The following is a 22,838-nucleotide window of genomic DNA, read 5'->3' as shown; positions in this document are numbered from 1 at the left end:
GGGCGGGGGGGGCGCCCCCCCCGCCCCCCCCCCCCGCCCCCCCCCCCCCCGCCCCCCCCCCCCCCCGCCCGGGGGCCCCCCCCCCCCCCCCCCCCCCCCCCCCCCCCCCCCCCGCCTCCTGTCCGTCAGATCGTGGCGTCCGCCCAGCGTGGGCCGGAGGCGGTGACGACCACACGGCGCGGCTCGTCGGGGACGTCGTCCGGATCGAGGTCGTCACCGGCAACCGTGTCGTCGGCACCGGTCGCGCGGACGATCTCGACGTCGAGGACGCTGTCCGAGATGCCGTCGACGAACCCGCGCCCCCACTCGACGACGACGATCGAGGCGTCCCAGTCGAGGTCGAGGTCGTCGAGCTCCACCGGGTCGGACAGCCGGTAGGCGTCGACGTGCACGAGGTCCGGCCCGGCCGAGGTCGGGTGTGTCCGGGCGAGGACGAACGTCGGGCTGGAGACCTGCCCGCGGGCGCCGAGCGCTGCGCCGAGCCCTCGGGTCAGGGTGGTCTTGCCGGCGCCGAGCGGACCGGTCAGGACGACGAGGTCACCGGCGCGGAGGACGGCCGCGAGTCGGGCGGCGAGTGCACCCATCTCCTCGGTGGTCCGGGCCGTGGTGTCGAGCAGCACGTGGGAGTCGGTCACCGTTCGCCCCGGAGGTACTCGGCGACGTGGCCCTCGACCCGGTGCCCTTCGTAGACGCGGGGCACCCGGGTGCCGATCCGGCAGACGATCTCCTCGCCGATGGTGCCGAGCGCGTCACCCCACTCGAGGACCGTCATCTCGTCGTGCTCACCCGTGCCGAACAGCACGACGGTGTCACCGACCCGGACGTCGTCGTCGCCGACGTCCACGAGGAACTGGTCCATCGCGACGCGACCGGCGATCGGGTAGCGCGTGCCGCCGATCGCGACCTCGATGCGGCCCTGTGCGAGCCGCGGGACGCCGTCCGCGTAGCCGACCGGGACGAGCGCGAGGGTGGTCTCGGCGGTGGTGCGGTACGTGTAGTCGTACGAGACACCCGTGTCGACGGGCACGCGCTTCGTCTTCGCGACCGAGGCGGTCAGGGTCATCACGGGCTCGAGGCCGAGGTCGGCCGCCGAGACGCCGTCGGCACCGGGGATGCCGAACAGGTTCGCGCCCATCCGGACCATGTCCTTGCGGAACTCCTTGCGCTCGAGCCCGGCGAGCGAGGCGGCGACGTGCTCCGTCGGGATGTCGAGGCCGAGGTCGTCGGCCTGCTCGACCGCGTCGTCGAAGAGCGCCACGGCGGAGGCGTCCTCGTCGTCGGAGGACTCGGCGAGGTGCGTGTAGGCGGCCACGACCTCGATGCGCCCGTCACGCTGGGCGTCACGGGCGAGGGTCACGAGGGCTGGCCAGTCGTCCGGCGTCGAACCGTCGCGGTGCAGGCCGGAGTCGAAGCCGAGGTGCACCCGGGCGGGACGCTGGTCGACGGCGTCGATCACCCGCTGCAGTTCCGGCACGTTCGAGATGCCGAGGTCGACGGCGGAGTCGATCGCGTCGCGGAAGTCCAGCGCGGGGTCGTGCTGCCACGTGAAGAGGTGGACGTCCTCGCCGACGCCGATCGACCGCAGACGCAGGGCCGCGGGGACCGTGAGCACGCCGATCCACCGGATGCCCGCGTCCACCGCAGCGAGGGCGATCGGCTCGAGACCGTGCCCGTAGGCGTCGGCCTTCATGATCGCCATCAGCTCGACCGGTTCCATCCACTCGCGCACCAGGTCGAGGTTGGCGCGGTAGGCGTCGAGGTCGATCTGGGCTCGGCGCAGCGGCGCGTTCACGAGGTCCTCCGTTCGACGCTGCGGCCGACCCGGGCGACCACCTCGTAGTTGATCGTGCCGACTGCGGCGGCCCAGTCCTCGACCGCGGGGTCGCCGTTCGCCGGGTCGCCCCAGAGCACGGCCTCGTCGCCGATCCGGACGTCGGCGTCGCCGATGTCGACGTGCATGGCGTTCATCGCCACGCGACCGACGACCGGGAAGGTGCGGTCGCCGATCCGCACCGAGACGCGGTTGCCGAAGTCGCGGTCGAAGCCGTCCGCGTACCCGAGCCCGATCACCGCGAGCCGGGTGTCCGTCGTCGCACGCCAGGTGTAGCCGTAGCTGACGCCCTCGCCCGCACGGACCGGGACCGTCCGGAGGACCGCGGCGGTCACGCGCATCGCGGGGCGGAGCCCGAGGTCGGCCGAGGTGCGGTCGGGGAACGGGCTGAGGCCGTACAGCGCGAGGCCGACCCGGGCGACGTCGTGCCGGGTCTCCGCGACGGCGAGGCTCGCGGCGCTGGCGGCGAGGTGCACCATGTCGGGAACGATGCCGTTCGCAGCGAGACCGTCGAGCGCGCGCTGGAGGGCGGCGTCCTGGTCGAGGTCGTCGGCGCGGGAGGCGTTCGCCAGGTGCGACATCAGGCCCTCGATGCGGGTGCGGTTGCCGCTGCGGGCAAGGCGACCGGCGGTGGCGAAGAGCTCGGCCCACTCGGACTCGACCGCGCCGTTGCGGCTCAGGCCGGTGTCGACGCAGATGTGCACCGCGGGGACCTCGGAGTCGGCGGCTGCGGAGAGCTGGTCGACGCTCGAGACCGCCGGCGTGATGCCGTACTGCGCGGCGCGACGGAAGTCCTCGTCGGGGGCGTGCAGCCACGCCAGGATCCGGACGCCCTCGTCGATGCCTGCGTGGCGGAGGGCGATCCCCTCGTCGATGTCCGCGACGCCGAGCCACTCCGCGCCGGCGTCCACGAAGGCCTGCGCGGACTCCGCTGCGCCGTGGCCGTAGCCGTTGGCCTTGACGACCGCGATGACGCCGGACGGTGCCACCTGTTCGGCGACGGTCGCGTAGTTGGCGATCAGCGCCTCCCGATCGACCGTGATGCCGGTGAACGCGCTCACGCAGATTCCCCTGTTCCTTCGAGGACCACGAACGCCGTCGCGATCCCTCCGTCGTGCGAGAGCGAGAGGTGCACGCTCGTCACCCCGCGCCCGTCCGCCACCTGGCGCGCCCCCTGGCGCAGCGTCAGCGACGGGTTCCGCTGGTCGTCGGAGACGACCTCGAGATCCTGCCAACTCAGCCCGGCGCTCGACCCGAACGCCTTGATCAGCGCTTCCTTCGCCGCGAACCGCGCGGCCAGCGACGCGATCGGCCGGGGTTCCCCGTCGCGGACGAGCTCCGACGGGGTGAAGAGGCGCGTGCGCATTGCGGGCGTCCGGTCGAGCACCCGCTCGAACCGTTCCAGGTCGACCACGTCGACACCGATGCCGATGATCATCGTGCGACTACTCGACGGTGACCGACTTCGCGAGGTTGCGCGGCTGGTCGACGTCGAGGCCCTTGGCCGCGGCGAGCTCCATGCCGAACATGTGCAGCGGTGCGACCGCGAGCAGCGGCTCGAACAGCGGCGTCGCGAGCGGGATGCGCAGCACCTCGTCGGCGAAGGGCAGCACGGCGGCGTCGCCCTCTTCCGCGATCGCGATCACCCGGGCGCCGCGGGCGCGGATCTCCTGGATGTTCGAGACGACCTTGGGGTGCAGCGACCGCGGGTCGCGCGGCGACGGGACGATCACGAAGACGATCTGCCCCGGCTCGATCAGGGCTATCGGGCCGTGCTTGAGCTCACCGGCGGCGAAGCCCTCGGCGTGGATGTAGGCGAGTTCCTTGAGCTTGAGGGCACCCTCGAGCGCGATCGGGTAGCCGACGTGGCGGCCGAGGAAGAGGACGCTCCGGGTGTCGGCCATCCAGCGGGCGAGGTCCTTGATGCCGGACGCGTCGTCGATGGTCTGCTGCAGCTTCGGTGCGAGGCCCTCGAGCTCGGCGACCTGCTCGGCGATCTGCTCGGCCGTGAGGGTGCCCCGCAGCGTGGCGAGGTGCAGCCCGAGGAGGTAGAGCGCGACGCCCTGCGCGATGAACGCCTTGGTCGACGCGACGGCGACCTCGGGCCCGGCGTGCGTGTAGATCACGGCGTCGGACTCGCGGGGGATCGTGGCGCCCTGGGTGTTGCAGATCGACAGGACCTGGGCGCCCTGCTCGCGGGCGTACTTCACGGCCATGAGCGTGTCCATGGTCTCGCCGGACTGGCTGATAGAGACGACCAGCGTGCGGTCGTCCAGCACCGGGTCGCGGTAGCGGAACTCGTGCGCGAGCTCGACCTCGACCGGGACGCGGGCCCACTGCTCGATCGCGTACTTGCCGAGGATGCCGGCGTAGGCCGCGGTGCCGCAGGCGATGACGATGACCCGGTCGACCTGCGCGAGGCGGTCGGCGATCGGGTCGAGGTCCGTCAGCGTCACGGCGCCGTCGTGCACGCGGCCGAGGATGGTCTTCGCGACGGCCTCGGGCTCCTCGCTGATCTCCTTCGCCATGAACGACGTCCAGCCGCCCTTGTCGGCCGCGGAGGCGTCCCAGTTCACCTCGAACTCGCTCGGCGATGCCGGGGTGCCGTCGAAGTGGATGACGTCGACGCCGTCGGGGCGGATCGTGGCGATCTCGTCCTGCCCGATGGCGAGGGCGCGCTGCGTGTAGGCCACGAACGCGGCCACGTCGGAGCCCATGAAGTTCTCGCCGTCGCCGAGGCCGACCACGAGGGGGGAGTTGCGACGGGCGCCGACGACCACACCGGGCTGGTCGGCGTGCACGACGAGGAGCGTGAACGCCCCTTCGAGCCGCTGCACGGCCTGCTGCATGGCGGCGGTCAGGTCACCGGTCGCGCGGAACGACCGGGCGACGAGGTGTGCCGCGACCTCGGAGTCGGTCTCGCTGAGGAACTCGACGCCCTCGGCCTCGAGCTCGGCGCGGAGCTCGGAGAAGTTCTCGATGATGCCGTTGTGGATGAGGGCGAGCTTGCCGCCGTCGGCCAGGTGCGGGTGCGCGTTGCCGTCGGTCGGGCCGCCGTGGGTCGCCCAGCGGGTGTGGCCGATGCCCGTCCCGCCGTCGGCGATGGGGTGCGATTCCAGCTCGTCCACGAGGGCCTGGAGCTTGCCCGCCTTCTTCGCCGACGCGAGCTCGTGCGACCCGTCCACGACGGCGATGCCCGCCGAGTCGTAGCCGCGGTACTCGAGCCGACGGAGACCACCGAGGAGGACGTCCTGGCTGCTGTTGCTGCCGACGTAGCCGACGATTCCACACATGGGGACGATCCTACGGTCTGGCTGGACGACGACCCTGCGAACCAGCAGGGCTGGGGATAACGTTTGGGACATGGGACGCTTCGACGACATCGCGATCACGACGCTGCACGGTGAGGACACCACGTTCGGGGCGTTCGCGGACAAGGCGGTGCTCGTCGTGAACGTCGCGTCGCGCTGTGGCCTCGCTCCGCAGTACGAGCAGCTCGAGGCGCTCCAGAAGGAGTACGGGCCCCGCGGCTTCACGGTCCTGGGCTTCCCGAGCAACCAGTTCCTGCAGGAGCTCGGCTCGTCCGAGGCGATCGACGAGTACTGCTCCACCACGTGGGGCGTCACCTTCCCGATGTCCGAGAAGGTCAAGGTGAACGGCAAGAGCGCCCACCCGCTCTACCAGGCGCTCAAGGAGACCCCGGACACCGACGGCAAGGCCGGGCGGGTCACGTGGAACTTCGAGAAGTTCCTGGTCGCCCCGGACGGCACGGTCACGCGGTTCCGCCCGACGACGAAGCCGGATGCACCGCAGGTGATCGCCGCGATCGAGGCAGCGCTGCCCGCCTGATCCGTCGGCGCTCGGCGCGGTAGCAATCGCACGGTGCCGTACTTCAGACGGAAATACTACATTCGAGTCCTCCCCCGAGGAAGGACTCTCCCATGCACCCACGATCCACGATCGCCCGGGCCTGTGCGCTCGGCGTCGCTGGCCTCGTCCTCCTGAGCGGTCCGGCGCTCTCATCGGCCGCGCCCGCACAGGCGGCGGCCTCGGTCGCCAGCAGCGCCGACAGCGCCACGACCCCGGTGACGATCACCTCGAGCACGACCTACGTCACGGGCGACCCGCTCACCATCACCGGTACGGGCATTCCGGACTCGACGATCCGCGTGTGGATCAACGGCGATCTGGTCCCCGACCCGGAACTCACGACCGACTCGGACGGGCTGTGGTCGCTGGACCTGAGCGCCGCGTTCGTCGGCTCGATGGACTCGTTCACGCTGCGGCTGTACGGCGAGAACGGACACGACTCGACGACGACCTTCACGGCGGACCCGGACGCCGAGCGCACCCCGGTCACGATCACGTCGGGCACGGACTACGTCAAGGGTCAGCCCTTCACGATCACCGGCACCGGGCTGCCGAACACGGACCTCATGGTGTGGGTGAACGACAGCTACATCTCGTCCCCGCGGGTCCAGGTCGGCAGGGACGGAACCTGGTCGCTGCCGATCGGCTCGGCGTTCGCCGGACAGGACTCCTTCTCGCTGCGTCTGCGCGGTGCGAACGACCACGACACCACGACCACGTTCACGGCCGACCCCGACGCGCAGCCGACTCCGGTCGCGATCACGTCCTCGACCACGTACACGACGAGCGAACCGCTCACCGTGACGGGCACCGGGTCGGCAAGCACGTCGATCCGGTACTTCATCGACGGCGCTCCGGGGCCGGAGGAGATCGACATCGACGCCGACGGCCGCTGGTCACTGCCGATCAGTGCGGGCATCACCGCGCGCGACTCGTTCGCACTCCGGCTCGTGGGGGAGAACGGCCACGACAGCACCACGACCTTCACCGTCGACCCGGACGCGAAGCCCGTGCCGATCACCATCACGTCCGGCACGTCCTACGCCAAGGGTGAGCCGTTCACGGTCACCGGTACCGGACTGCCGAGCACGACGATCCACTACGCGATCGACGGCAAGCTCGTCTCCGCACCGCGACTCGAGGTGGACGAGCACGGGCAGTGGACACTGCCCATCGGTGCTGCGTTCGCCACGGCCGACTCGTTCGTGCTCGACCTCACCGGTCTGAACGGGCAGGAGACTGCTGCGACGTTCACCGCCGACCCGGATGCCGAGGTCACCCCCGTGGTCATCACGTCGGGGACCTCGTACACGAGGAACGATCCACTGACGATCACGGGGACCGGCCTGCCGCAGACCCGGATCCACTACTGGGTCGACGGCGTCCCCGGCATCAGTCCCGAGCTGCAGGCGGACGCTGACGGGCGTTGGACGCTCATGCTCCCGCCGTCGCGGACCGGTGGCGAGACGTTCGACCTGCGCCTCGTCGGCGTCAACGGGCACGACACCACCACGACCTTCACCGCGGACCCCGATGCCGGCGTCACGCCGGTCACGATCACGTCGGGCACGGTGTACACGAAGGGCGATCCGTTCACGATCACGGGCACCGGGCTGCCGAACACCACGATCGAGTACTGGGTCAACGACGCGTACGTGCCGGACCCGAAGCTCACGGTCGACGGAGCAGGGAACTGGGCCGTCCCGATCTCCAGCGAGTTCTCGAACCAGGATGCGTTCACGCTCCGCCTCGTCGGCGCCAACGGGCACGACAGCACGACGACGTTCACCGCCGATCCGGACGCCGAGATCACGCCGGTGAGGATCACGTCGGGGACCGAGTACCGGAAGGGCGACCCGTTCACGATCGCCGGGACCGGGCTGGCCGAGACGCGGATCCAGTACTGGGTGAACGACGCGCTCTCCTCTGCACCGGTCACGGTCGACGAGCACGGGAAGTGGGAGCTCCCCATCAGCCCGACGTTCGCCCGACAGGACTCGTTCACCCTCCGACTCGTCGGCGTGAGCGGGCACGACACGACCACGACCTTCACGGCCGACCCGGACTCCGAGCCGACGCCGGTGACGATCACGTCGGGAACGACCTACACGAAGGGTGACCAGCTGACCCTCCGGGGGACCGGCCTCGCCGACACGGACATCCGGTACTGGCTCGACGGGAGGTACATCTCGGACCCGGAGCTCACCGTCGGGAAGGACGGCACGTGGTCCCTCCGGATCAGCCCCACCTTCGTCGCGCAGGACTCCTTCACGCTCCGGCTGCTCGGGGTGAACGACCACGAGGTCGAGACGACCTTCACAGCGGCGGCCGAGGCCCCGGCGAACGAGATCACGGTGGCGACGACGACGTTCGTCAAGGGTGAGAAGCAGCGCATCGAGGGGACGGCGGCGCCGAAGGCCCGCGTCGATGTGTACTCCGGGTCGAAGTACCTCATGAACGTGACCGCCGACGATGCGGGCACGTGGTCGTACACGACCGGCGCCGCGATCACCGGTGACTCGTTCACGCGGACACTCAAGTCCGCGGGTGCCGAGGATCTGATGTTCACGCTGACCGCCGTCGAGCAGGAGCAGACGGCGCCGATCACCGTGACCACGACGACCTTCGTGCAGGGCCAGAAGCAGCGCATCGAGGGCACTGCGGCGCCGAAGGCGAAGGTCGACATCTACTCCGGGTCGAAGTACCTGATGAACGTGGTCGCCGACGAGGCGGGAACGTGGTCGTACACGACCGGCGCCGCGATCACCGGTGACACGTTCACGCGCACCCTCAGGTCCGCCGGGACGGACGACGTCACCTTCACCCTGAAGGCTGCCGAGCAGGAGCAGACAGCACCGATCACCGTGTCCACGACGTCGTTCGTCACGGGGCAGAAGCAGCTGATCGAGGGCACGGCTGAACCGAAGGCTCGCGTCGATGTCTACTCCGGGTCGAAGTACCTGATGAACGTCGTGGCGGGTGAGGACGGGACGTGGTCGTACACGACCGGTGCAGCGATCACCGGTGACACGTTCACCCGGACGCTCAAGTCGGCCGGGACGGACGACGTCATGTTCACCCTGAACGCGAAGTGAGCCAGCACATGCAACAGCCAAAGCAGAACCACACTGCCCGACGCTGCGCCGGTGGTGCGATCGCCGTCGCGGTCCTCGCTGGCCTCGTCACCCTCCCCGCAGCGCCGGCGACGGCCGCACCCGGACCGGTCGCCGCGTCGCAGGTCGCAGAGCGGACAGCCCAGCAGGACACGACCGCCGCGCTCGCCGTCACGCACGGCCTCGAGTACGCGCCGGGGGACCGGCTCGGCCTGACCGGCACGGCCGCACCGAACGCCGACGTCACCATCACCGGGCTCCCCCGCAAGAGCGGCACGATCGACCGACCGGTCACGGTGCGGTCCGACCAGAGCGGCAAGTGGATCGCGTTCACCGTTCCCGGGTCGGCGCTCGCCGAGTCGTACGACCTCACCGTCGCCTCGGGCGGAAGGTCGATCGACGTCACCACTCGTGCGACCGACGGCTACCGACTCTCCGAGCGGGAGCTCACGATCCCGGCGGGTCAGCGGTTCGTCCGAGGTGAGGCGGTCACGCTGACCGGCACGGCGGACGCGTACTCGTCCGTCGCTGTGCTCGGGTTGCCCGGCTGGAAGCCCGGGGAGCCGGGCACCGGCACGAAGGCCGACGAGAACGGCGACTGGTCGATCACGAGCGAGCAGCCGGCGTCCGGTGTGCTCCTCCTCGAGGCGCGGGGACTGGGTCTCGGTCAGACCCGCTGGGTGCAGGGGTCCATCGAGCAGGAAGCGCTGCCCGGAGAGTTCGAGGCGTTCACGATCGACGACGGCCTGCGGTACGCCCCTGGTGGCCGCCTGGCGCTGCTGGGCGAAGCGCTGCCGGGTTCCGTCATCACCGTCGACGGGCTCCCCGAGCGGCACGGGGGACCCGCGGTCGGGACGACGCGTCGCCTCACCGCGGACGACGACGGCACGTGGCGACTCCTGACGCCGCAGGGATCGGCCACCGCCGACCGCTACGACCTGACCTTCACCGTCGGCGGATCGTCGCGGTCGGAGCGGGCGACGGCAGACGAGTCCTTCGTCCCGGTGCAGCGCGACGTCACGGTCACCGAGGGCCAGACGTACGTCCACGGCGAGGTCGTCACCGTGACCGGCACCGCCGATGCGAACACGAGCGTTCGCGTCGACGGGCTGCCCGGCCGGGCGCTCGGGTACGGGGTAACGACGGATCGGCGCGGCAACTGGACGGCCACCAGCGCTGACCCGGTGACCGGTCGGTTCCAGGTCCGTGTCCAGGGGCTGCAGCACGGTGCGCTGAGCCCGGTGGTCACCGGCGTGGTCGAGCAGGCTCCGCGCGAGGGGGAGTTCGAGGCCTTCGCGGTCGAACGAGGACTCACGTACGTGCCGGGCGGGACCGTCGGTCTGTCCGGCACCGCCCTGCCGTTCTCCCGGATCACGGTCGACGGGCTGCCGTCCGCCTCGGGACCGTCGCGGACCGACTCGGTGGTGGCGGACGTCGACGGCGCGTGGGCGATCGCGTCCTCCGACCGTGCCGCGACGGCCGATCGGTACGAGCTGACGTTCACGGTCGCGGGCTCCTCGGTCACCCGCACCGTCACCGCGGACCCGGACCTCGAGGTCGTCGAGCGCCCGTTGGCGTTCGCGAACGGCCAGTCGTTCGTGATCGGGGAGCGTGCCACGATCCGCGGGACGTCCGACGCATTCGCCGTGGTGCACTTCCGCGGGCTGCCCGGTGATCCGACGAACGGCAAGATCGTGATCGCCGACGCGGACGGCAACTGGGTGGCGACGAGCGGCGCGCCGCTCACCGGACGGACGCCCATCATCGTGATCGGCTTCGGCGACGGCGGGCAGTTCCGGACCCTGCAGGGCACGATCAACCCGTCGGAACGGCCGCAGACGCCGCCGATCACGGTGGTGACGAAGACGTTCGTGACGGGCCAGAAGCAGCTGATCGAGGGCTCGGCCGCGCCGAAGGCGAGGGTGAACGTCTACTCGGGGTCGAAGTACCTGATGCACGTGATCGCGGGCGCTGACGGGAAGTGGTCGTACACGACCGGCGCCGTCATCACCGACGACACCTTCACCCGGACGCTCAAGTCCGAGGGGGCGGAGGACGTCACGTTCACGCTGACGGCTGCCGAGCAGGAGCAGGCGGCGCCGATCACGGTGTCGACGACGACCTTCGCCAAGGGGCAGAAGCAACTGATCGAGGGCACCGCGGCACCGAAGGCCCGCGTCGACGTCTACTCCGGGTCGAAGTACCTGATGCACGTGATCGCCGGCGCTGACGGCAAGTGGTCGTACACGACCGGTGCCGTCATCACCACCGACACCTTCACGCGCACCCTCAAGTCCGCGGGCACGAAGGACGTCACCTTCACCCTGCACGCGCGGTAACCGGATCACCCGGATGTGCCCCCGCTCCACTCCGGAGCGGGGGCGTATCCGCATTCATCGGACGACTCACCGCGCATCCCGGCGCAAACCTGAACGAGAAGACCCTTGACAGCAGAGACATCGGATGTTTCGATGAGTCCGTTCGGTCGACGGAGACCGAACGGGTAGGAGACACGATGAGCCGCATCACCGGTCTGCGCGTCCGCGACGTCCGGTTCCCGACCTCCCGGGACCACGACGGATCCGACGCCATGAACCCGGCGCCCGACTACTCCGCCGCCTACGTCGAGATCGCGACCGACGCCCTGGACGGGCACGTCGGCACCGCCTTCGTCTTCACGATCGGCCGCGGCAACGAGGTGCAGGAAGCAGCGATCGCCGCCCTCCGCGAGCACGTCGTCGGCGCGGACGCCGAATCGGTCCTCGCGGACATGGGCGGGACGTGGCGCACACTCGTCCACGACTCGCAGCTCCGGTGGCTCGGGCCCGAGAAGGGCGTCATGCACATGGCGATCGGCGCCGTGGTGAACGCCCTCTGGGACCTCCGGGCGAAGCGCGCCGGGCAGCCGCTCTGGGCGCTGCTCGCCGACCTCAGCCCGGACGAGCTCGTCGACCTGGTGGACTTCCGGTACCTCTCCGACGCCATCACCCCGGCCGACGCACGGGAGCTGTTCGAGGCCGCCGTACCGCTCCGTGCCGAGCGCCGACGCCGCCTCGAGCACGAGGGCTACCCCGCGTACACCACCACCCCCGGCTGGCTCGGCTACGACGACGAGAAGCTCGCCCGCCTCTGCCGCGAGGCCGTCGACGAGGGCTTCACCCAGATCAAGCTCAAGGTCGGCGGGGACATCGACGAGGACGTCCGACGGCTCGGGATCGCCCGCGCCACGGTCGGTCCGGACATCCGGATCGCGATCGACGCCAACCAGCGCTGGGACGTCGACGAGGCGGTCACGTGGATCGAGCGGCTCCGCCCGTTCGACATCGCGTGGGTCGAGGAGCCCACGAGCCCCGACGACGTCCTCGGACACGCCGAGATCGCCCGCCGCATCGCACCGATCCCGGTGGCGACGGGGGAGCACATGGCGAACCGGGTGATCGCGAAGCAGCTCATCCAGGCGGACGCGATGTCGGTGCTCCAGATCGACGCCACACGGGTGGCCGGCGTGAACGAGAACCTCGCGATCCTGCTCCTCGCCGCCAAGTACGGCGTCCGCGTCTGCCCGCACGCCGGCGGGGTCGGTCTGTGCGAGGCGGTGCAGCACCTCTCGATGTTCGACGCCGTCGCGCTCACCGGAGACCTCGACACCCGCTGCATCGAGTTCGTCGACCACCTGCACGAGCACTTCGTGACACCGGTCGACGTGCACGACGGCCGTTACTGGCCGCCCACCGCTCCCGGCGCGGGCACCGAGATGCATGCCGCCACGCTCGAGGACCACGCGTTCCCCGACGGCCCGGTCTGGGCCGCCGTCGACGCGAGCGTCCCGGACGCCGTCCGCGTCGCCTGACGCACACCGACCCCGTCCGCGTCGCCTGACGCACCCCGACCCCGTCCGCGTCGCCTGACGCACCCCGACCCCGTCCGCGTCGGCTGACGCACCCCGATCGCGACGTCCGACGCCCCTGACCCGCACCACGTTCCTCCCGAACCGAACCCCCCACCCTGATCACCACGACGAAGTGGAGACTCCGATGCACCGACGCCGAATCGTCGCGGGGCTGGCGGCAGCCGCCGCCACCGCGCTCGTCCTCGCTGGTTGTTCCTCCGGCAGCAGTGCCGGCGGCAGCCAGTCCAAGGACGCCATGACCTGGTCCATGTGGATCGCCGGGAAGGAGGACAAGGCCGCCTGGCAGAAGGTCGCCGACACCGTGAAGAGCGAGGACGGCATCACCCTGACGATCCAGGGCGCCCCGTTCGAGAACTACTTCACGAAGCTCAGCACGCAGCTCAGCGCCGGCAGCGCCCAGTGCATCGTGAGCATGCAGTCGCTCCGCGCGGCGAACTACACGTCATCGCTCCTGTCGCTCGACGACCTCGCGAAGAAAGACGGCCTCGACCTGTCGGCGTACGACAGCACGGCACTCGACGGCATGAAGGTCGACGGCAAGCTCTACGGTCTGCCGTACGACACCGGGCCCATCCTGATGTTCTACAACAAGGACCTCTTCAAGCAGGCCGGCGTGGCAGACCCCGAGCCCGGGTGGACCACCGACGACTTCGAGCAGGCCGGCGAGGCGCTCAAGGCGAAGGGCATCACCGAGTTCGGCTCGACCGTGGGCGACCTCAACCTCGAGTCGATGATCTACGGCTACAACGGCGGCCGGGTGATCACGAAGGCCGGCAAGATCGACGCCACCGACACGAAGTTCGCGGACGGCCTGGACTGGCTCGCGAGCCTGGTGAAGAAGGGCTACGCGACCCAGGCGTCGTCGGACACCTCGACGCCCGGCAACGACTTCGCCGCCGGCAAGGTCGCGATGTACACGGACGGTCCGTGGTCGCTGATCAGCCAGAAGGCCAAGGTGAAGTTCGACCTCGGCGTCACGACGCTGCCGGCCGGGACCTCGGGCCCGTCGACCTTCGCCGCCGGTTCCGGCTTCGGCGTCTCGAAGCAGTGCAAGTACCCGGAGCAGGCGTTCAAGGCCGTCCAGACGATGACCAGCGAGAAGGTCCTGACGTCCCTCGCCGAGCAGGGGCGTGCCTTCCCGGCCCGCACCGCGGCGCAGGACGCGTGGTACTCCAGCGCCGGCATCGACGGGGCCGAGACCGCGCTCAAGGCGGCCCTCGCAAAGTCCTCGCCGCTCCCGGGCAACAAGCAGAGCGACCAGCTGGGCCAGCTCTTCACGCAGTACGCGCTCCAGGCGGTCAACGGACAGACGTCCGGCAAGGACACGATGTCCTCGATCGCCGGCCAGCTCGGCACGCAGTGACCGAAGCGACCGACTGACGGACTGGAGGCGCGGGCCGACCCCGCCCCGCGCCTCCAGTCCGCCACCCCGACAGCAAGCACCCGCGAACGACGAGGAGGTCGTCGCATGACCACCATCCAGGATCCACCGGCGGTCCCCGCCGTCGCGACCGCGGTCGCGACGGGCACCGCGACGCCCCGGCCCAAGGGCGGTGACGCCGACGGCGTCGTCGGTCGGCGCTCGTGGTGGGGCGCCGCCTTCGCTGCGCCGCACTCCATCGGGCTGGTCGTCTTCACGGCGTTCCCGATCATCGCCTCCCTCGTCGTCAGCTTCATGAACTGGCCGATGCTCGGCGAGCGCAGCTTCGCCGGCATCGAGAACTACGCCAGGCTCTTCGCCGATCCGGTGTTCCGGACGGTGACGCTCAACACGGCCCTGTTCGTCGTGCTGTACGTGCCGCTCAACCTCGTCGTGTCGCTCGGGCTCGCCGCCTGGCTGACGCCGCGGATCGCCGGTCGACACGTCTTCCGCGTGCTGTTCTTCATCCCGACCATCACGCCGATCGTCGCGAACGTCGTGGTCTGGCGGATGCTCTACCAGCCGGGCGGCGCGATCGACGCCTCCCTGCAGTCGACGGTCGGCGTGCACGCGCCGAACTTCCTCGCCGACGAGCACTGGGCGATGCTGGCGATCGTCGCGATGAGCGTCTGGCAGGGCTTCGGGTACAACATGCTCATCTTCTCGGCGGCGCTCGACGCCGTGCCCGAGAACCAGATCGAGGCGTCGCAGCTCGACGGCGCGAACGCGTGGCAGACGTTCTGGGCGATCAAGTTCCCGCTCATCTCGCCGTCGGTGTTCTTCGCCACGATGATGACGCTGATCACCTCGTTCCAGGTGTTCGTGCAACCGTTCGTCCTCACCAAGGGCGGACCGGGCACGGCGACGGAGACCCTCGTGCAGTACATCTACAACACGGGCTTCCAGAACCAGCAGCTCGGGCTGGCCTCCGCCGGTGCCTGGGTGCTGTTCGTCATCATCCTCGGGATCACGGCCGTCCAGTTCCTCGGGCAGAAGCGGTGGGTGCACTATGAGTGAGCTGACCAAGCCCCGCACGAGCGGGTTCACGACGTCGAACCGCACGGTCAACCCGCGGTCCGTGCCCCGGACCGCCTCGGCACCCCGGCCCGGACGGCTCCGGCACGCGATCGGCTACGCGCTGCTCTGCCTCGTCGCGCTGCTCTTCGTCTCGCCGCTCATCTACATGGTGGCGACGAGCCTCAAGCCGGCGGACCAGGTGTTCACCACGCCGCCGACGCTCTGGGGACGCTCGCTCGAGTGGGACAACTACGTCCAGGCGTTCACCTACCTGCCGTTCGCCCGCTTCATCCTGAACGGGATCTTCGTGGCGGCTGCCGGCACCGTGATCAACGTCGTCGTGGCCGTGCTCTCCGGGTACGCGTTCTCGCGGCTGCGCTGGCGGGGACGGAACACCGTGTTCCTGCTCTTCCTGGTGACGCTGATGATCCCGCAGGACGTCCTCGTCATCCCGATGTACGTGATGATGCAGGGCTTCGGGTGGGTGGACACCTTCCAGGCGCTCATCGTCCCGTGGGCGTTCACGGCGCTCGGCGCGTTCCTGATCCGGCAGTTCTTCCTCACCGTGCCGCAGGAGCTCGACGACGCAGCACGCGTCGACGGCGCCGGCGCCATCCGGACCTTCGTCTCGGTGATGCTGCCGCTCGCCCGGCCGACGATGGCCGTGCTCGCGGTCTTCTCGTTCATCTCCTACTGGAACTCGTTCCTCTGGCCGCTCGTCGTGGTCAACGACGTCGAGGCCCACGGCACGATCCCGCTCGGCCTGCAGCAGTTCTTCGGGCAGCAGGGGTCCGAGTGGAACCTCGTGATGGCGGCCTCGGTGATCTCGATGCTCCCCACCGTGATCCTCCTCGTCCTGCTGCAGAAGCACCTCGTCAAGGGCATCGTCACCAGCGGCCTCGGCGGCCGGTGACGTGCTGTACTCGTGAAAGGAACACTGGCCACATGACCATCACCGCACCTGCAGAGCCGCAGACCGCGACCGATCCCTCCGGGCTGCCCGCGTGGTTCACCCACGACCGGTTCGGCATGTTCATCCACTGGGGGCTGTACGCCCTGCCGGCACGGCACGAGTGGGTGAAGAACCGCGAGCGGATCACCGACGCCGATTACCAGAAGTACTTCGACCACTTCGACCCGGACCTGTTCGACGCCGCCGACTGGGCGCGACGAGCACGTGAAGCGGGCATGAAGTACGTCGTCCTCACCACGAAGCACCACGAGGGCTTCGCACTCTGGGACAGCGCACTGACCGACTACAAGTCCACGAACACCCCGTTCGGCCGCGACATCGTGCGCGAGTTCGTCGACGCCGTCCGCGCCGAGGGACTGCGGGTCGGGTTCTACCACTCGCTCATCGACTGGCACCACCCGGACTTCACGATCGACGGCGTGCACCCGAGGCGGGACGACGGCGACGAGGCGATCGCCGCGCTGAACGAGGGCCGGGACATGGCGCGCTACCGGGACTACCTGCACGGGCAGGTGACGGAGCTGTTGTCCGACTACGGGCGGATCGACTACCTGTTCTACGACTTCTCGTACCGCGACAACGACCACGAGGACATCTGGGGCGGCAAGGGCCGCGACGACTGGGGCTCCGAGGAGCTGTTGGCGCTGACCAAGCGGCTCCAGCCCGGCATCATCGTCAACGACCGGCTCGACCTGCCCGGGGACATCGTCACGCCGGAGCAGTACCAGCCGGACAAGCCGATGGAGGTCGACGGCGTCCAGGTGCCGTGGGAGGCCTGCCAGACCCTCAACGGCTCGTGGGGGTACGACCGCGACAACCTGAACGTCAAGAGCACCGACCTGCTCGTGCGCATGCTCGTCGACGGGGTCTCGAACAACGGCAACATGCTCCTCAACGTCGGCCCGACCGGTCGTGGGGAGTTCGACGGGGTCGCCCGGACGGCGCTCGCCGGGATCGGCACGTGGATGCACCAGCACGCGCGGTCGGTGTACGGCGCCGGGCCGTCGTCGTTCCGGGCGCCGGCGGGCACCGTCTACACGCAGAACGGGAACCGGCTGTACCTGCACCTCTTCACGTGGCCGTTCGAGCACGTGCACCTCGCCGACCTCGCCGGCCGGGTCGAGTACGCCCAGCTCCTGAACGACGCGTCGGAGATCCACTACCGCGAGATCGCGCCCGGCACCCGGGCGCAGAACACCGGCCTCGGTGGACAGCCCGCGGGGACGCTGACGCTCACCCTGCCGATCGTCCGGCCGGACGTGGCGGTGCCCGTGGTCGAGCTCTTCCTGCGCGACTGATGCAGCGCATCCTGACGAGGACCCGGCTGCGGGCGGGGAGCGAGGCGGCGTACGAACGCGTGCACGCCGCGGTCCCGCCCGCGCTGGCGGCCCGCTTGCGCGCAGCCGGGGTGCAGGACTGGACGATCTGGCGGGACGGGCAGGACCTCGTGCACCTCGTCGAGGTCGAGGACTACCGGGCGATGCGGAAGGCGCTCGCCGACGACCCCGTGAACGCCGAGTGGCAGGCGGTTGTGAACCCGTTGCTCGAGGCGGACGACGACTACTCCGGCGGCGACGACGGCATCCCCCGGGTGTGGTCGCTCGCAGACCAGGTGGACGCGTGACGGCCCCGGACCTCGACCGCGGACCGTTCTGGTTCGGCGGTGCGGGGATCGGCAACCTGCTGCGCGAGGTGTCCGACGACGAGGCGCGGGCCACGGTCGACGCCGCGTGGGAGGCCGGGGTCCGCGGGTTCGACACCGCGCCGCACTACGGGCTCGGGCTGTCCGAGCGGCGGCTCGGAGCGGCACTCGCCGAGCGGGCGCGGTCCGACTACCTGGTGTCGACGAAGGTCGGACGCCTGCTCGTGCCCGGGCGGGGCGACGGGGACGACCTGGACTCCGGCGGGTTCGCCGTGCCGGACGACCTGGTCCGGCAGTGGGATCCCTCGCCGTCGGGCGTGCGGCGGTCCCTCGACGAGTCGCTCGGGCGGCTCGGGCTCGACCACGTGGACATCGCCTACCTGCACGACCCGGACGTGTACTCGCTGCGGGACGGGTTGACGCAGGCGCTGCCGACGCTCGTCGAGCTCCGGGACGAGGGAGTTCTGCGTGCGGTGGGCGTCGGGTCGAACTCCGTCGAGGCCCTCGAGGCAGCGGTCTCCACCGGCATGTGCGACGTGGTCATGCTCGCCGGGCGGTACACGCTGCTCGAGCAGCCGGCGGCGGCGCTGGTCGCACGGTGCGAGGACCTCGGGGTCACCGTGGTCGCGGTCGGCGTCTACAACTCGGGGCTGCTCGGACGGGACCGGCCGGACGCCTCGGCGACGTACGACTACGCGGCGGCGCCGGCGTCGCTCGTCGAACGGGCGAACGCGATCGCCGACGTGTGCGAACGGCACGGCGTCACGCTGCCGGAGGCCGCGCTCGCGTTCCCGCGCCGGGCGGCTGCCGTCCGGGCGATCGCCCTCGGTGCGCAGTCGGCGGAGCAGGTGCGCTCGAACGTCGCTCGGGCCGGTGCGACGGTGCCCGAGGCGCTCTGGGACGACCTGCGCACCGCGGGCCTGCTCGCCGCCTGACGCGGGCGCCGCGGCGCGCGGCGGCCGGGCGCCCCGGCGCCGATCGCCGGCGCACAACGAAAGTCACCCCGAACCACGCGGATGCGCGGTTCGGGGTGACTTCGGTTGTGCGCCGGGTCGTGCCCGGCCACGTCCGACTAGCGGGTGCGGGCGCTCCGGCCGGCGAACCGCGTGTAGATGAACAGCACGATGACAGCGCCGATGATCGAGCCGATGATGCCGGCGGGCTGGAAGAAGCCGTCCATCGGGTCGTGCTGGAAGATCAGGAACCCGAGGAACCCGCCCACGAACGACCCGATGATGCCGAGCAGGATGGTCATGGGGATCGAGATGTGCTGCTTGCCGGGGACGATGAGCCGCGCGAGGGCGCCGGCGATGAGTCCGATGATGATCAAGCTGATGATGAGACCGATCACGGTTTCCTCCTCGTGGGTGCGGTTGCCGCGGCATGGTTGCCGGAGTCAGGGCCGACAACCGACCCAACTCGCACCTGCCTGGGAGGACTGCCGGGTTCAGTCGAGCGAGCGCCGCAGCCAGCGCTCCACACCCTCGACGTGCGCCACGACGAGCGCCTGCACGAGCTGCGGGTCGCGGCGGCGGATTGCGTCCACGATCGCCGCGTGCTCGTCGAGCGTGCGCTGCACCGAGCCGTTCTGCGTCAGGCCGCGCCAGACCCGCACCCGGACGGTCTTGCTCGACAGGGCGTCGAGCAGGCCGGACAGGTACTGGTTGCCGCCGATGCCCGCGATCGTCGAGTGGAACTGCAGGTCGTGGGCGACGAGGTCCTCGACGCCGGTGTCCTCGCCGACGGACTGCATGAGCGCGTGCAGGTCGTCGATCTGCTGCTCCGAGGCGCGGGCGGTCGCGAGGACGGCGGACGCGGGCTCGAGGATCCGCCGGACCTCGAGCAGGTCCACGAGCGAGCGGTCGTGGTGCATGTCGACGACGAAGGAGACCGCCTCGAGCAGGACGGTCGGCTCGAGCGACGTCACGTAGGTACCGTCGCCACGCCGGACGTCGAGCACGCGGATGAGCTCGAGGGCCTTGACCGCTTCGCGGAGGCTGTTCCGCGACAGCCCGAGGGACTCGCTCAGCTCCTTCTCGGGCGGGAGGCGCTGCCCGGGTTGGAGCTCGCCGCTCACGATCATCTGCTGGATGCGTGCGATCGCATCGTCCGTCAGCGACGCCACGTCACCACCTCCTGCTCGGCCACTCGCCCACGCGAGCCGACACGACGACGATAGTCGCGCCTCCAGGGCCCATCAGGCGGGCCGGAGCCGGAGCGCCTGCATCCCGCCGTCGACCGCGAGGTCGACACCCGTCGTCGACCGGGCGAGCGGGCTGGTGAGGTAGGCGACGGCCTCGGCCACCTCCTCGGGGGCGACGAGGCGTCCGTGCGGTTGGCGTGCCTCCAGGGCCGCCCGTTCCGCTGCCGGGTCGTCGGCGCGCTCGAGCAGCCGCGCGACCCAGGGGGTGTCCGCGGTGCCGGGGTTGACGGCGTTGACGCGGATGCCCTCCCGGAGGTGGTCGGCAGCCATGGCGCGGGTGAGGGCGGCGATCGCGCCCTTCGTCGCGGAGTACAGCGCGCGCTGGGGCAGCCCGGCGGTGGCGGCGATCGAGCAGGTGTTCACGATGCTGGCGGCGTCGGAGTCGCGGAGGTGCGGCAGGCACGCGCGCGAGAGCCGGACCGCGCCGAGCACGTTCACCTCGTACACGCGGCGCCACTCGTCGTCGGGGTTGTCCTCGACGGTGCCCTGTGCGCCGATGCCGGCGTTGTTGACCAGGACGTCGAGGCCGCCGAGCTGCTCGACGGCGTCGGCGACCGCTGCCCGGACGGACGTGTCGTCACCGACGTCGCAGCGGAACGACAGGGCGTCGTCCGCGGGCTGCAGGTCGAGTACCGCGACGGTCGCACCTCGGTCACGGAGCGCGACGACGATCGCGGCGCCGATCCCCGAGGCGCCCCCGGTGACGACGGCCCGCAGGCCCTCGTGGGTCCCGGCGGTCATGCTGCGCCCATCGTCTGGCGCTGCGAGCCGAGGCCCTCGGCGGTGAGTTCGACGACGTCGCCGGCCTGCAGGTACGGCGCACCGCTGCCGAGGGCGACCCCCGCGGGTGTCCCGGTGCTGATCACGTCACCCGGGTACAGGACCATGAACTGCGACAGGTACCGGACGATCTCGGCCGGCCGGAAGATCATGTCCCGGGTGCTGCCGTCCTGCCGGAGCTCGCCGTTCACCCGGAGCTGCAGCGACAGGGCGTTCGGGTCGAGACCGTCCGCCTCGAGCGCGGACGGCGTGACGAGCCACGGGCCGAGCGGGTTGAACGTCTCGCAGGACTTCCCCTTGTCCCACTGCCCGCCGCGTTCGAGCTGGAAGGCGCGCTCCGAGACGTCGTTGGCGATGGCGTAGCCGGCGATGTGCGTCGCGGCCTCGTCCTCGGACGCGCAGTAGCGCGCGGTGGTGCCGATCACGATCGCGAGCTCGATCTCCCAGTCGGTCTTCGTGCTGCCGCGGGGGACGAGCACCTCGTCGTCGGGGCCGATCACCGTCATCGGGTCCTTCATGAACACGATCGGCTCGGTGGGGATGTCGGCGCCGGTCTCGGCGGCGTGGTCGCGGTAGTTCAGGCCGATGCAGACGACCTTGCCGGGGCGGGCGACGGGCGACCCACGCCGGAGACCGTCGGCCCGGTCGATCACGGGAAGGTCGCCGGCGGCGCGGGCGTGCCGGACGAGGGCGTCGGGGCCGGGGTCGGACGCCAGGAAGCCACCGCTGATGTCACCGGTGAGGCTCCGGAGGTCGAGCACCTCGCCGTCGTCGTCGATCGCGACGGGGATCTCGTCGCCTGCCGGGCCAAGTCGTGCGAACCGCATCGTTCCTCGCTCTCCTGCTGCGCCGGTGCAGCGGAAACATCCTATGTCTGAGTCGAGGCTCCGGCAAGGTAGATCCGCTCGGCCGTCCCGCGGAGCACAGCGTCGCGCTCGGTCGGCGACAGGTCCGCGAGGGCGTCGCTCGTCGTGTGCAGGACCTCGGCGTAGTCGGCGGCGAGCGTCGACACCGGCCAGTCGGAGCCGAACAGCGAGCGCTCCGGGCCGAAGTGCTCGACGACCGCGCGGGCGTACCGGGCGACGGGGCGCTCCCGCCAGTCGGCACCCGCCTCGGTGAGCAGCCCGGAGACCTTGCACGCCACGTTCGGCCTGGCGGCGACGTCCCGCATCCGGTCCGGCCACGAGGGGTCCCCGGTGTCGATCGACGGCTTGCCGGCGTGGTCGAGGACGAACGACGCCTCGGGTACGGCGTCGACGAGGGCGAGGGCGGCGTCGTGCTCCCGGGCCCGCACGAGCAGGTCGAACACGAGGCCGGCACGCGCGACGGCACGGACGCCGCGCACGACCTCCGGCCGGGCGAGCCACCCGGGGTCGGGCTCGTCCTGTGCCTGGTGGCGGATGCCGACGAGCCGCTCGCCGCCCGGACCGGTCGACGCCGACGCCACGCGCTCGGCCACGTCGGGCGCGGTCAGGTCCACCCAGCCGACGACGCCCGCGACCGGCGCGGGCTGCGCGAGGAGCCAGGCGGTCTCGCCCGCGTCGTGCACCGCCTGCACCGCGATCGTCCGCGTGACGGAGGTCCCGGTGGTCGCCGCACGCAGGTCGTCCACGTCGAACCGTCGCCGGATCGGGGCGACCGAGTCGTCCATCCAGGGGTAGGGACGGTCTGCCGGATCCCAGAGGTGGTGGTGAGCGTCGATGATCACGCCGCCATCATGCCCGATTCATCCGATGTCCGGGCGGGGGAGGCAGCGCGAGCGCGCCCGGGCGTCAGACGACGCCGGCGGCCTCGAGCTCCGAACGCAGTTCGGCGTCCGACGGCTCGACGAAGTGCTTCCCGTTCGGCAGCACGACGACGGGGATGTTCTTCCGCCCGCTGATCTCCTCGGCGCGGTCGGCCGCGGTCAGGTCCGCCTCCACGTCGACGTACTCGTAGTCCACCCCGAGGCTGTCGAGCAGCGCCTTGGAACGGCGGCAGTCGCGGCACCAGTCCGCACCGAACATCGTGACCTTGTCGAAGGATGCATCGCTCATGCCCAGAGAGTACGTCCGACGAGCCCCGCGCATTCCCGTGACC

21 protein-coding genes are annotated in these 22,838 nt (G+C 70.7%); 10 read left to right on the top strand and 11 right to left on the bottom strand.

Annotated elements, in window-relative coordinates; translation table 11 throughout:
* Positions 1-125 precede the first annotated feature (125 nt).
* From tsaE to glmS, 5 genes are read right to left on the bottom strand one after another with little or no spacing between them, the layout of a single operon-like run.
* Positions 126-584 (bottom strand): tRNA (adenosine(37)-N6)-threonylcarbamoyltransferase complex ATPase subunit type 1 TsaE, encoded by a 459-nt coding sequence (gene tsaE, locus ACIPEP_RS05670; RefSeq protein ID WP_402717066.1) that lies wholly within the window; start codon positions 582-584, stop codon positions 126-128.
* Between the two features lie 47 nt (positions 585-631).
* The gene (gene alr / locus ACIPEP_RS05665; protein ID WP_402716726.1) at positions 632-1,792 is read right to left on the bottom strand and encodes an alanine racemase; all 1,161 of its coding nucleotides are present in this window, start codon (positions 1,790-1,792) and stop codon (positions 632-634) included.
* Positions 1,789-2,892 carry an alanine racemase gene (alr, locus tag ACIPEP_RS05660; RefSeq protein ID WP_402716725.1) on the bottom strand — a complete coding sequence of 368 codons (1,104 nt, stop codon included), beginning with the start codon at positions 2,890-2,892 and terminating at the stop codon, positions 1,789-1,791. The genes alr (ACIPEP_RS05665) and alr (ACIPEP_RS05660) overlap by 4 nt, the downstream gene beginning before the upstream one ends.
* Positions 2,889-3,269: a holo-ACP synthase gene (locus ACIPEP_RS05655; protein ID WP_229085749.1), complete on the bottom strand. Its 381-nt coding sequence runs from the start codon at positions 3,267-3,269 to the stop codon at positions 2,889-2,891. The genes alr (ACIPEP_RS05660) and ACIPEP_RS05655 overlap by 4 nt, the downstream gene beginning before the upstream one ends.
* 7 nt (positions 3,270-3,276) lie before the next feature.
* A complete protein-coding gene (glmS, locus tag ACIPEP_RS05650; RefSeq protein ID WP_402716724.1) occupies positions 3,277-5,124 on the bottom strand; it encodes a glutamine--fructose-6-phosphate transaminase (isomerizing) in 1,848 nt (615 codons plus the stop codon).
* A gap of 70 nt (positions 5,125-5,194) precedes the next feature.
* Here glmS and ACIPEP_RS05645 point away from each other — a divergent pair, with 70 nt between their 5' ends.
* The 10 genes from ACIPEP_RS05645 to ACIPEP_RS05600 all read left to right on the top strand — a co-directional run bounded on the left by ACIPEP_RS05645 (position 5,195) and on the right by ACIPEP_RS05600 (position 18,711).
* Entirely contained in the window at positions 5,195-5,680 is a 486-nt protein-coding gene (locus ACIPEP_RS05645; RefSeq protein ID WP_402716723.1) for a glutathione peroxidase, read from the top strand.
* Positions 5,681-5,772: 92 nt separating this feature from the next.
* Complete coding sequence (locus ACIPEP_RS05640) at positions 5,773-8,796, top strand: hypothetical protein (RefSeq protein WP_402716722.1); 3,024 nt, start codon at positions 5,773-5,775, stop codon at positions 8,794-8,796.
* Between the two features lie 8 nt (positions 8,797-8,804).
* Complete coding sequence (locus tag ACIPEP_RS05635) at positions 8,805-11,153, top strand: hypothetical protein (RefSeq protein ID WP_402716721.1); 2,349 nt, start codon at positions 8,805-8,807, stop codon at positions 11,151-11,153.
* 176 nt (positions 11,154-11,329) lie between these two features.
* Positions 11,330-12,664: an enolase C-terminal domain-like protein gene (locus tag ACIPEP_RS05630; protein WP_309777024.1), complete on the top strand. Its 1,335-nt coding sequence runs from the start codon at positions 11,330-11,332 to the stop codon at positions 12,662-12,664.
* Between the two features lie 184 nt (positions 12,665-12,848).
* Positions 12,849-14,087: a sugar ABC transporter substrate-binding protein gene (locus tag ACIPEP_RS05625; RefSeq protein ID WP_229085756.1), complete on the top strand. Its 1,239-nt coding sequence runs from the start codon at positions 12,849-12,851 to the stop codon at positions 14,085-14,087.
* A gap of 105 nt (positions 14,088-14,192) precedes the next feature.
* Complete coding sequence (locus ACIPEP_RS05620) at positions 14,193-15,161, top strand: carbohydrate ABC transporter permease (protein ID WP_070417844.1); 969 nt, start codon at positions 14,193-14,195, stop codon at positions 15,159-15,161.
* Positions 15,154-16,074 carry a carbohydrate ABC transporter permease gene (locus ACIPEP_RS05615; RefSeq protein ID WP_070417845.1) on the top strand — a complete coding sequence of 307 codons (921 nt, stop codon included), beginning with the start codon at positions 15,154-15,156 and terminating at the stop codon, positions 16,072-16,074. Before ACIPEP_RS05620 ends, ACIPEP_RS05615 begins: the two co-directional genes overlap by 8 nt.
* Positions 16,075-16,106: 32 nt before the next feature.
* Entirely contained in the window at positions 16,107-17,432 is a 1,326-nt protein-coding gene (locus tag ACIPEP_RS05610) for an alpha-L-fucosidase (RefSeq protein WP_229085758.1), read from the top strand.
* Positions 17,432-17,758, top strand: coding sequence for an L-rhamnose mutarotase (locus ACIPEP_RS05605; protein ID WP_071302065.1), 327 nt, complete (start codon positions 17,432-17,434; stop codon positions 17,756-17,758). Before ACIPEP_RS05610 ends, ACIPEP_RS05605 begins: the two co-directional genes overlap by 1 nt.
* On the top strand, positions 17,755-18,711 hold the full coding sequence (locus ACIPEP_RS05600; protein WP_402716720.1) for an aldo/keto reductase: 957 nt from the start codon (positions 17,755-17,757) through the stop codon (positions 18,709-18,711). Before ACIPEP_RS05605 ends, ACIPEP_RS05600 begins: the two co-directional genes overlap by 4 nt.
* Before the next feature lie 137 nt (positions 18,712-18,848).
* On the opposite strand, the gene ACIPEP_RS05595 is transcribed toward ACIPEP_RS05600, so the two are convergent.
* The 6 genes from ACIPEP_RS05595 to ACIPEP_RS05570 all read right to left on the bottom strand — a co-directional run bounded on the left by ACIPEP_RS05595 (position 18,849) and on the right by ACIPEP_RS05570 (position 22,795).
* Positions 18,849-19,127: a GlsB/YeaQ/YmgE family stress response membrane protein gene (locus ACIPEP_RS05595; RefSeq protein WP_071295836.1), complete on the bottom strand. Its 279-nt coding sequence runs from the start codon at positions 19,125-19,127 to the stop codon at positions 18,849-18,851.
* A gap of 96 nt (positions 19,128-19,223) precedes the next feature.
* Positions 19,224-19,859 carry a FadR/GntR family transcriptional regulator gene (locus ACIPEP_RS05590; protein ID WP_070419373.1) on the bottom strand — a complete coding sequence of 212 codons (636 nt, stop codon included), beginning with the start codon at positions 19,857-19,859 and terminating at the stop codon, positions 19,224-19,226.
* Positions 19,860-19,973: 114 nt separating this feature from the next.
* The gene (locus tag ACIPEP_RS05585; protein WP_071295835.1) at positions 19,974-20,720 is read right to left on the bottom strand and encodes an SDR family NAD(P)-dependent oxidoreductase; all 747 of its coding nucleotides are present in this window, start codon (positions 20,718-20,720) and stop codon (positions 19,974-19,976) included.
* A complete protein-coding gene (locus ACIPEP_RS05580) occupies positions 20,717-21,586 on the bottom strand; it encodes a fumarylacetoacetate hydrolase family protein (RefSeq protein WP_092385063.1) in 870 nt (289 codons plus the stop codon). The genes ACIPEP_RS05585 and ACIPEP_RS05580 overlap by 4 nt, the downstream gene beginning before the upstream one ends.
* A gap of 41 nt (positions 21,587-21,627) precedes the next feature.
* On the bottom strand, positions 21,628-22,467 hold the full coding sequence (locus ACIPEP_RS05575) for an amidohydrolase family protein (protein WP_402716719.1): 840 nt from the start codon (positions 22,465-22,467) through the stop codon (positions 21,628-21,630).
* Between the two features lie 64 nt (positions 22,468-22,531).
* Entirely contained in the window at positions 22,532-22,795 is a 264-nt protein-coding gene (locus tag ACIPEP_RS05570) for a glutaredoxin family protein (RefSeq protein ID WP_336697199.1), read from the bottom strand.
* Between the last annotated feature and the right edge of the window lie 43 nt (positions 22,796-22,838).

It is taken from the genome of Curtobacterium sp. NPDC087082 (assembly GCF_044745045.1).
GTDB lineage: Bacteria > Actinomycetota > Actinomycetes > Actinomycetales > Microbacteriaceae > Curtobacterium.
Note: the sequence above shows the minus strand (reverse complement) of the source record. Positions and strands in the feature narration are given on the sequence as shown.

Bases quoted from the DNA above. Each gene is read 5' to 3' on its own strand.
- tsaE (WP_402717066.1), bottom strand. From the start codon at position 584: ATGGGTGCACTCGCCGCCCGACTCGCGGCCGTCCTCCGCGCCGGTGAC.
- ACIPEP_RS05655 (WP_229085749.1), bottom strand. From the start codon at position 3,269: ATGATCATCGGCATCGGTGTCGACGTGGTCGACCTGGAACGGTTCGAG.
- glmS (WP_402716724.1), bottom strand. From the start codon at position 5,124: ATGTGTGGAATCGTCGGCTACGTCGGCAGCAACAGCAGCCAGGACGTC.
- ACIPEP_RS05645 (WP_402716723.1), top strand. From the start codon at position 5,195: ATGGGACGCTTCGACGACATCGCGATCACGACGCTGCACGGTGAGGAC.
- ACIPEP_RS05640 (WP_402716722.1), top strand. From the start codon at position 5,773: ATGCACCCACGATCCACGATCGCCCGGGCCTGTGCGCTCGGCGTCGCT.
- ACIPEP_RS05635 (WP_402716721.1), top strand. From the start codon at position 8,805: ATGCAACAGCCAAAGCAGAACCACACTGCCCGACGCTGCGCCGGTGGT.
- ACIPEP_RS05630 (WP_309777024.1), top strand. From the start codon at position 11,330: ATGAGCCGCATCACCGGTCTGCGCGTCCGCGACGTCCGGTTCCCGACC.
- ACIPEP_RS05625 (WP_229085756.1), top strand. From the start codon at position 12,849: ATGCACCGACGCCGAATCGTCGCGGGGCTGGCGGCAGCCGCCGCCACC.
- ACIPEP_RS05620 (WP_070417844.1), top strand. From the start codon at position 14,193: ATGACCACCATCCAGGATCCACCGGCGGTCCCCGCCGTCGCGACCGCG.
- ACIPEP_RS05615 (WP_070417845.1), top strand. From the start codon at position 15,154: ATGAGTGAGCTGACCAAGCCCCGCACGAGCGGGTTCACGACGTCGAAC.
- ACIPEP_RS05610 (WP_229085758.1), top strand. From the start codon at position 16,107: ATGACCATCACCGCACCTGCAGAGCCGCAGACCGCGACCGATCCCTCC.
- ACIPEP_RS05605 (WP_071302065.1), top strand. From the start codon at position 17,432: ATGCAGCGCATCCTGACGAGGACCCGGCTGCGGGCGGGGAGCGAGGCG.
- ACIPEP_RS05590 (WP_070419373.1), bottom strand. From the start codon at position 19,859: ATGATCGTGAGCGGCGAGCTCCAACCCGGGCAGCGCCTCCCGCCCGAG.
- ACIPEP_RS05585 (WP_071295835.1), bottom strand. From the start codon at position 20,720: ATGACCGCCGGGACCCACGAGGGCCTGCGGGCCGTCGTCACCGGGGGC.
- ACIPEP_RS05580 (WP_092385063.1), bottom strand. From the start codon at position 21,586: ATGCGGTTCGCACGACTTGGCCCGGCAGGCGACGAGATCCCCGTCGCG.
- ACIPEP_RS05570 (WP_336697199.1), bottom strand. From the start codon at position 22,795: ATGAGCGATGCATCCTTCGACAAGGTCACGATGTTCGGTGCGGACTGG.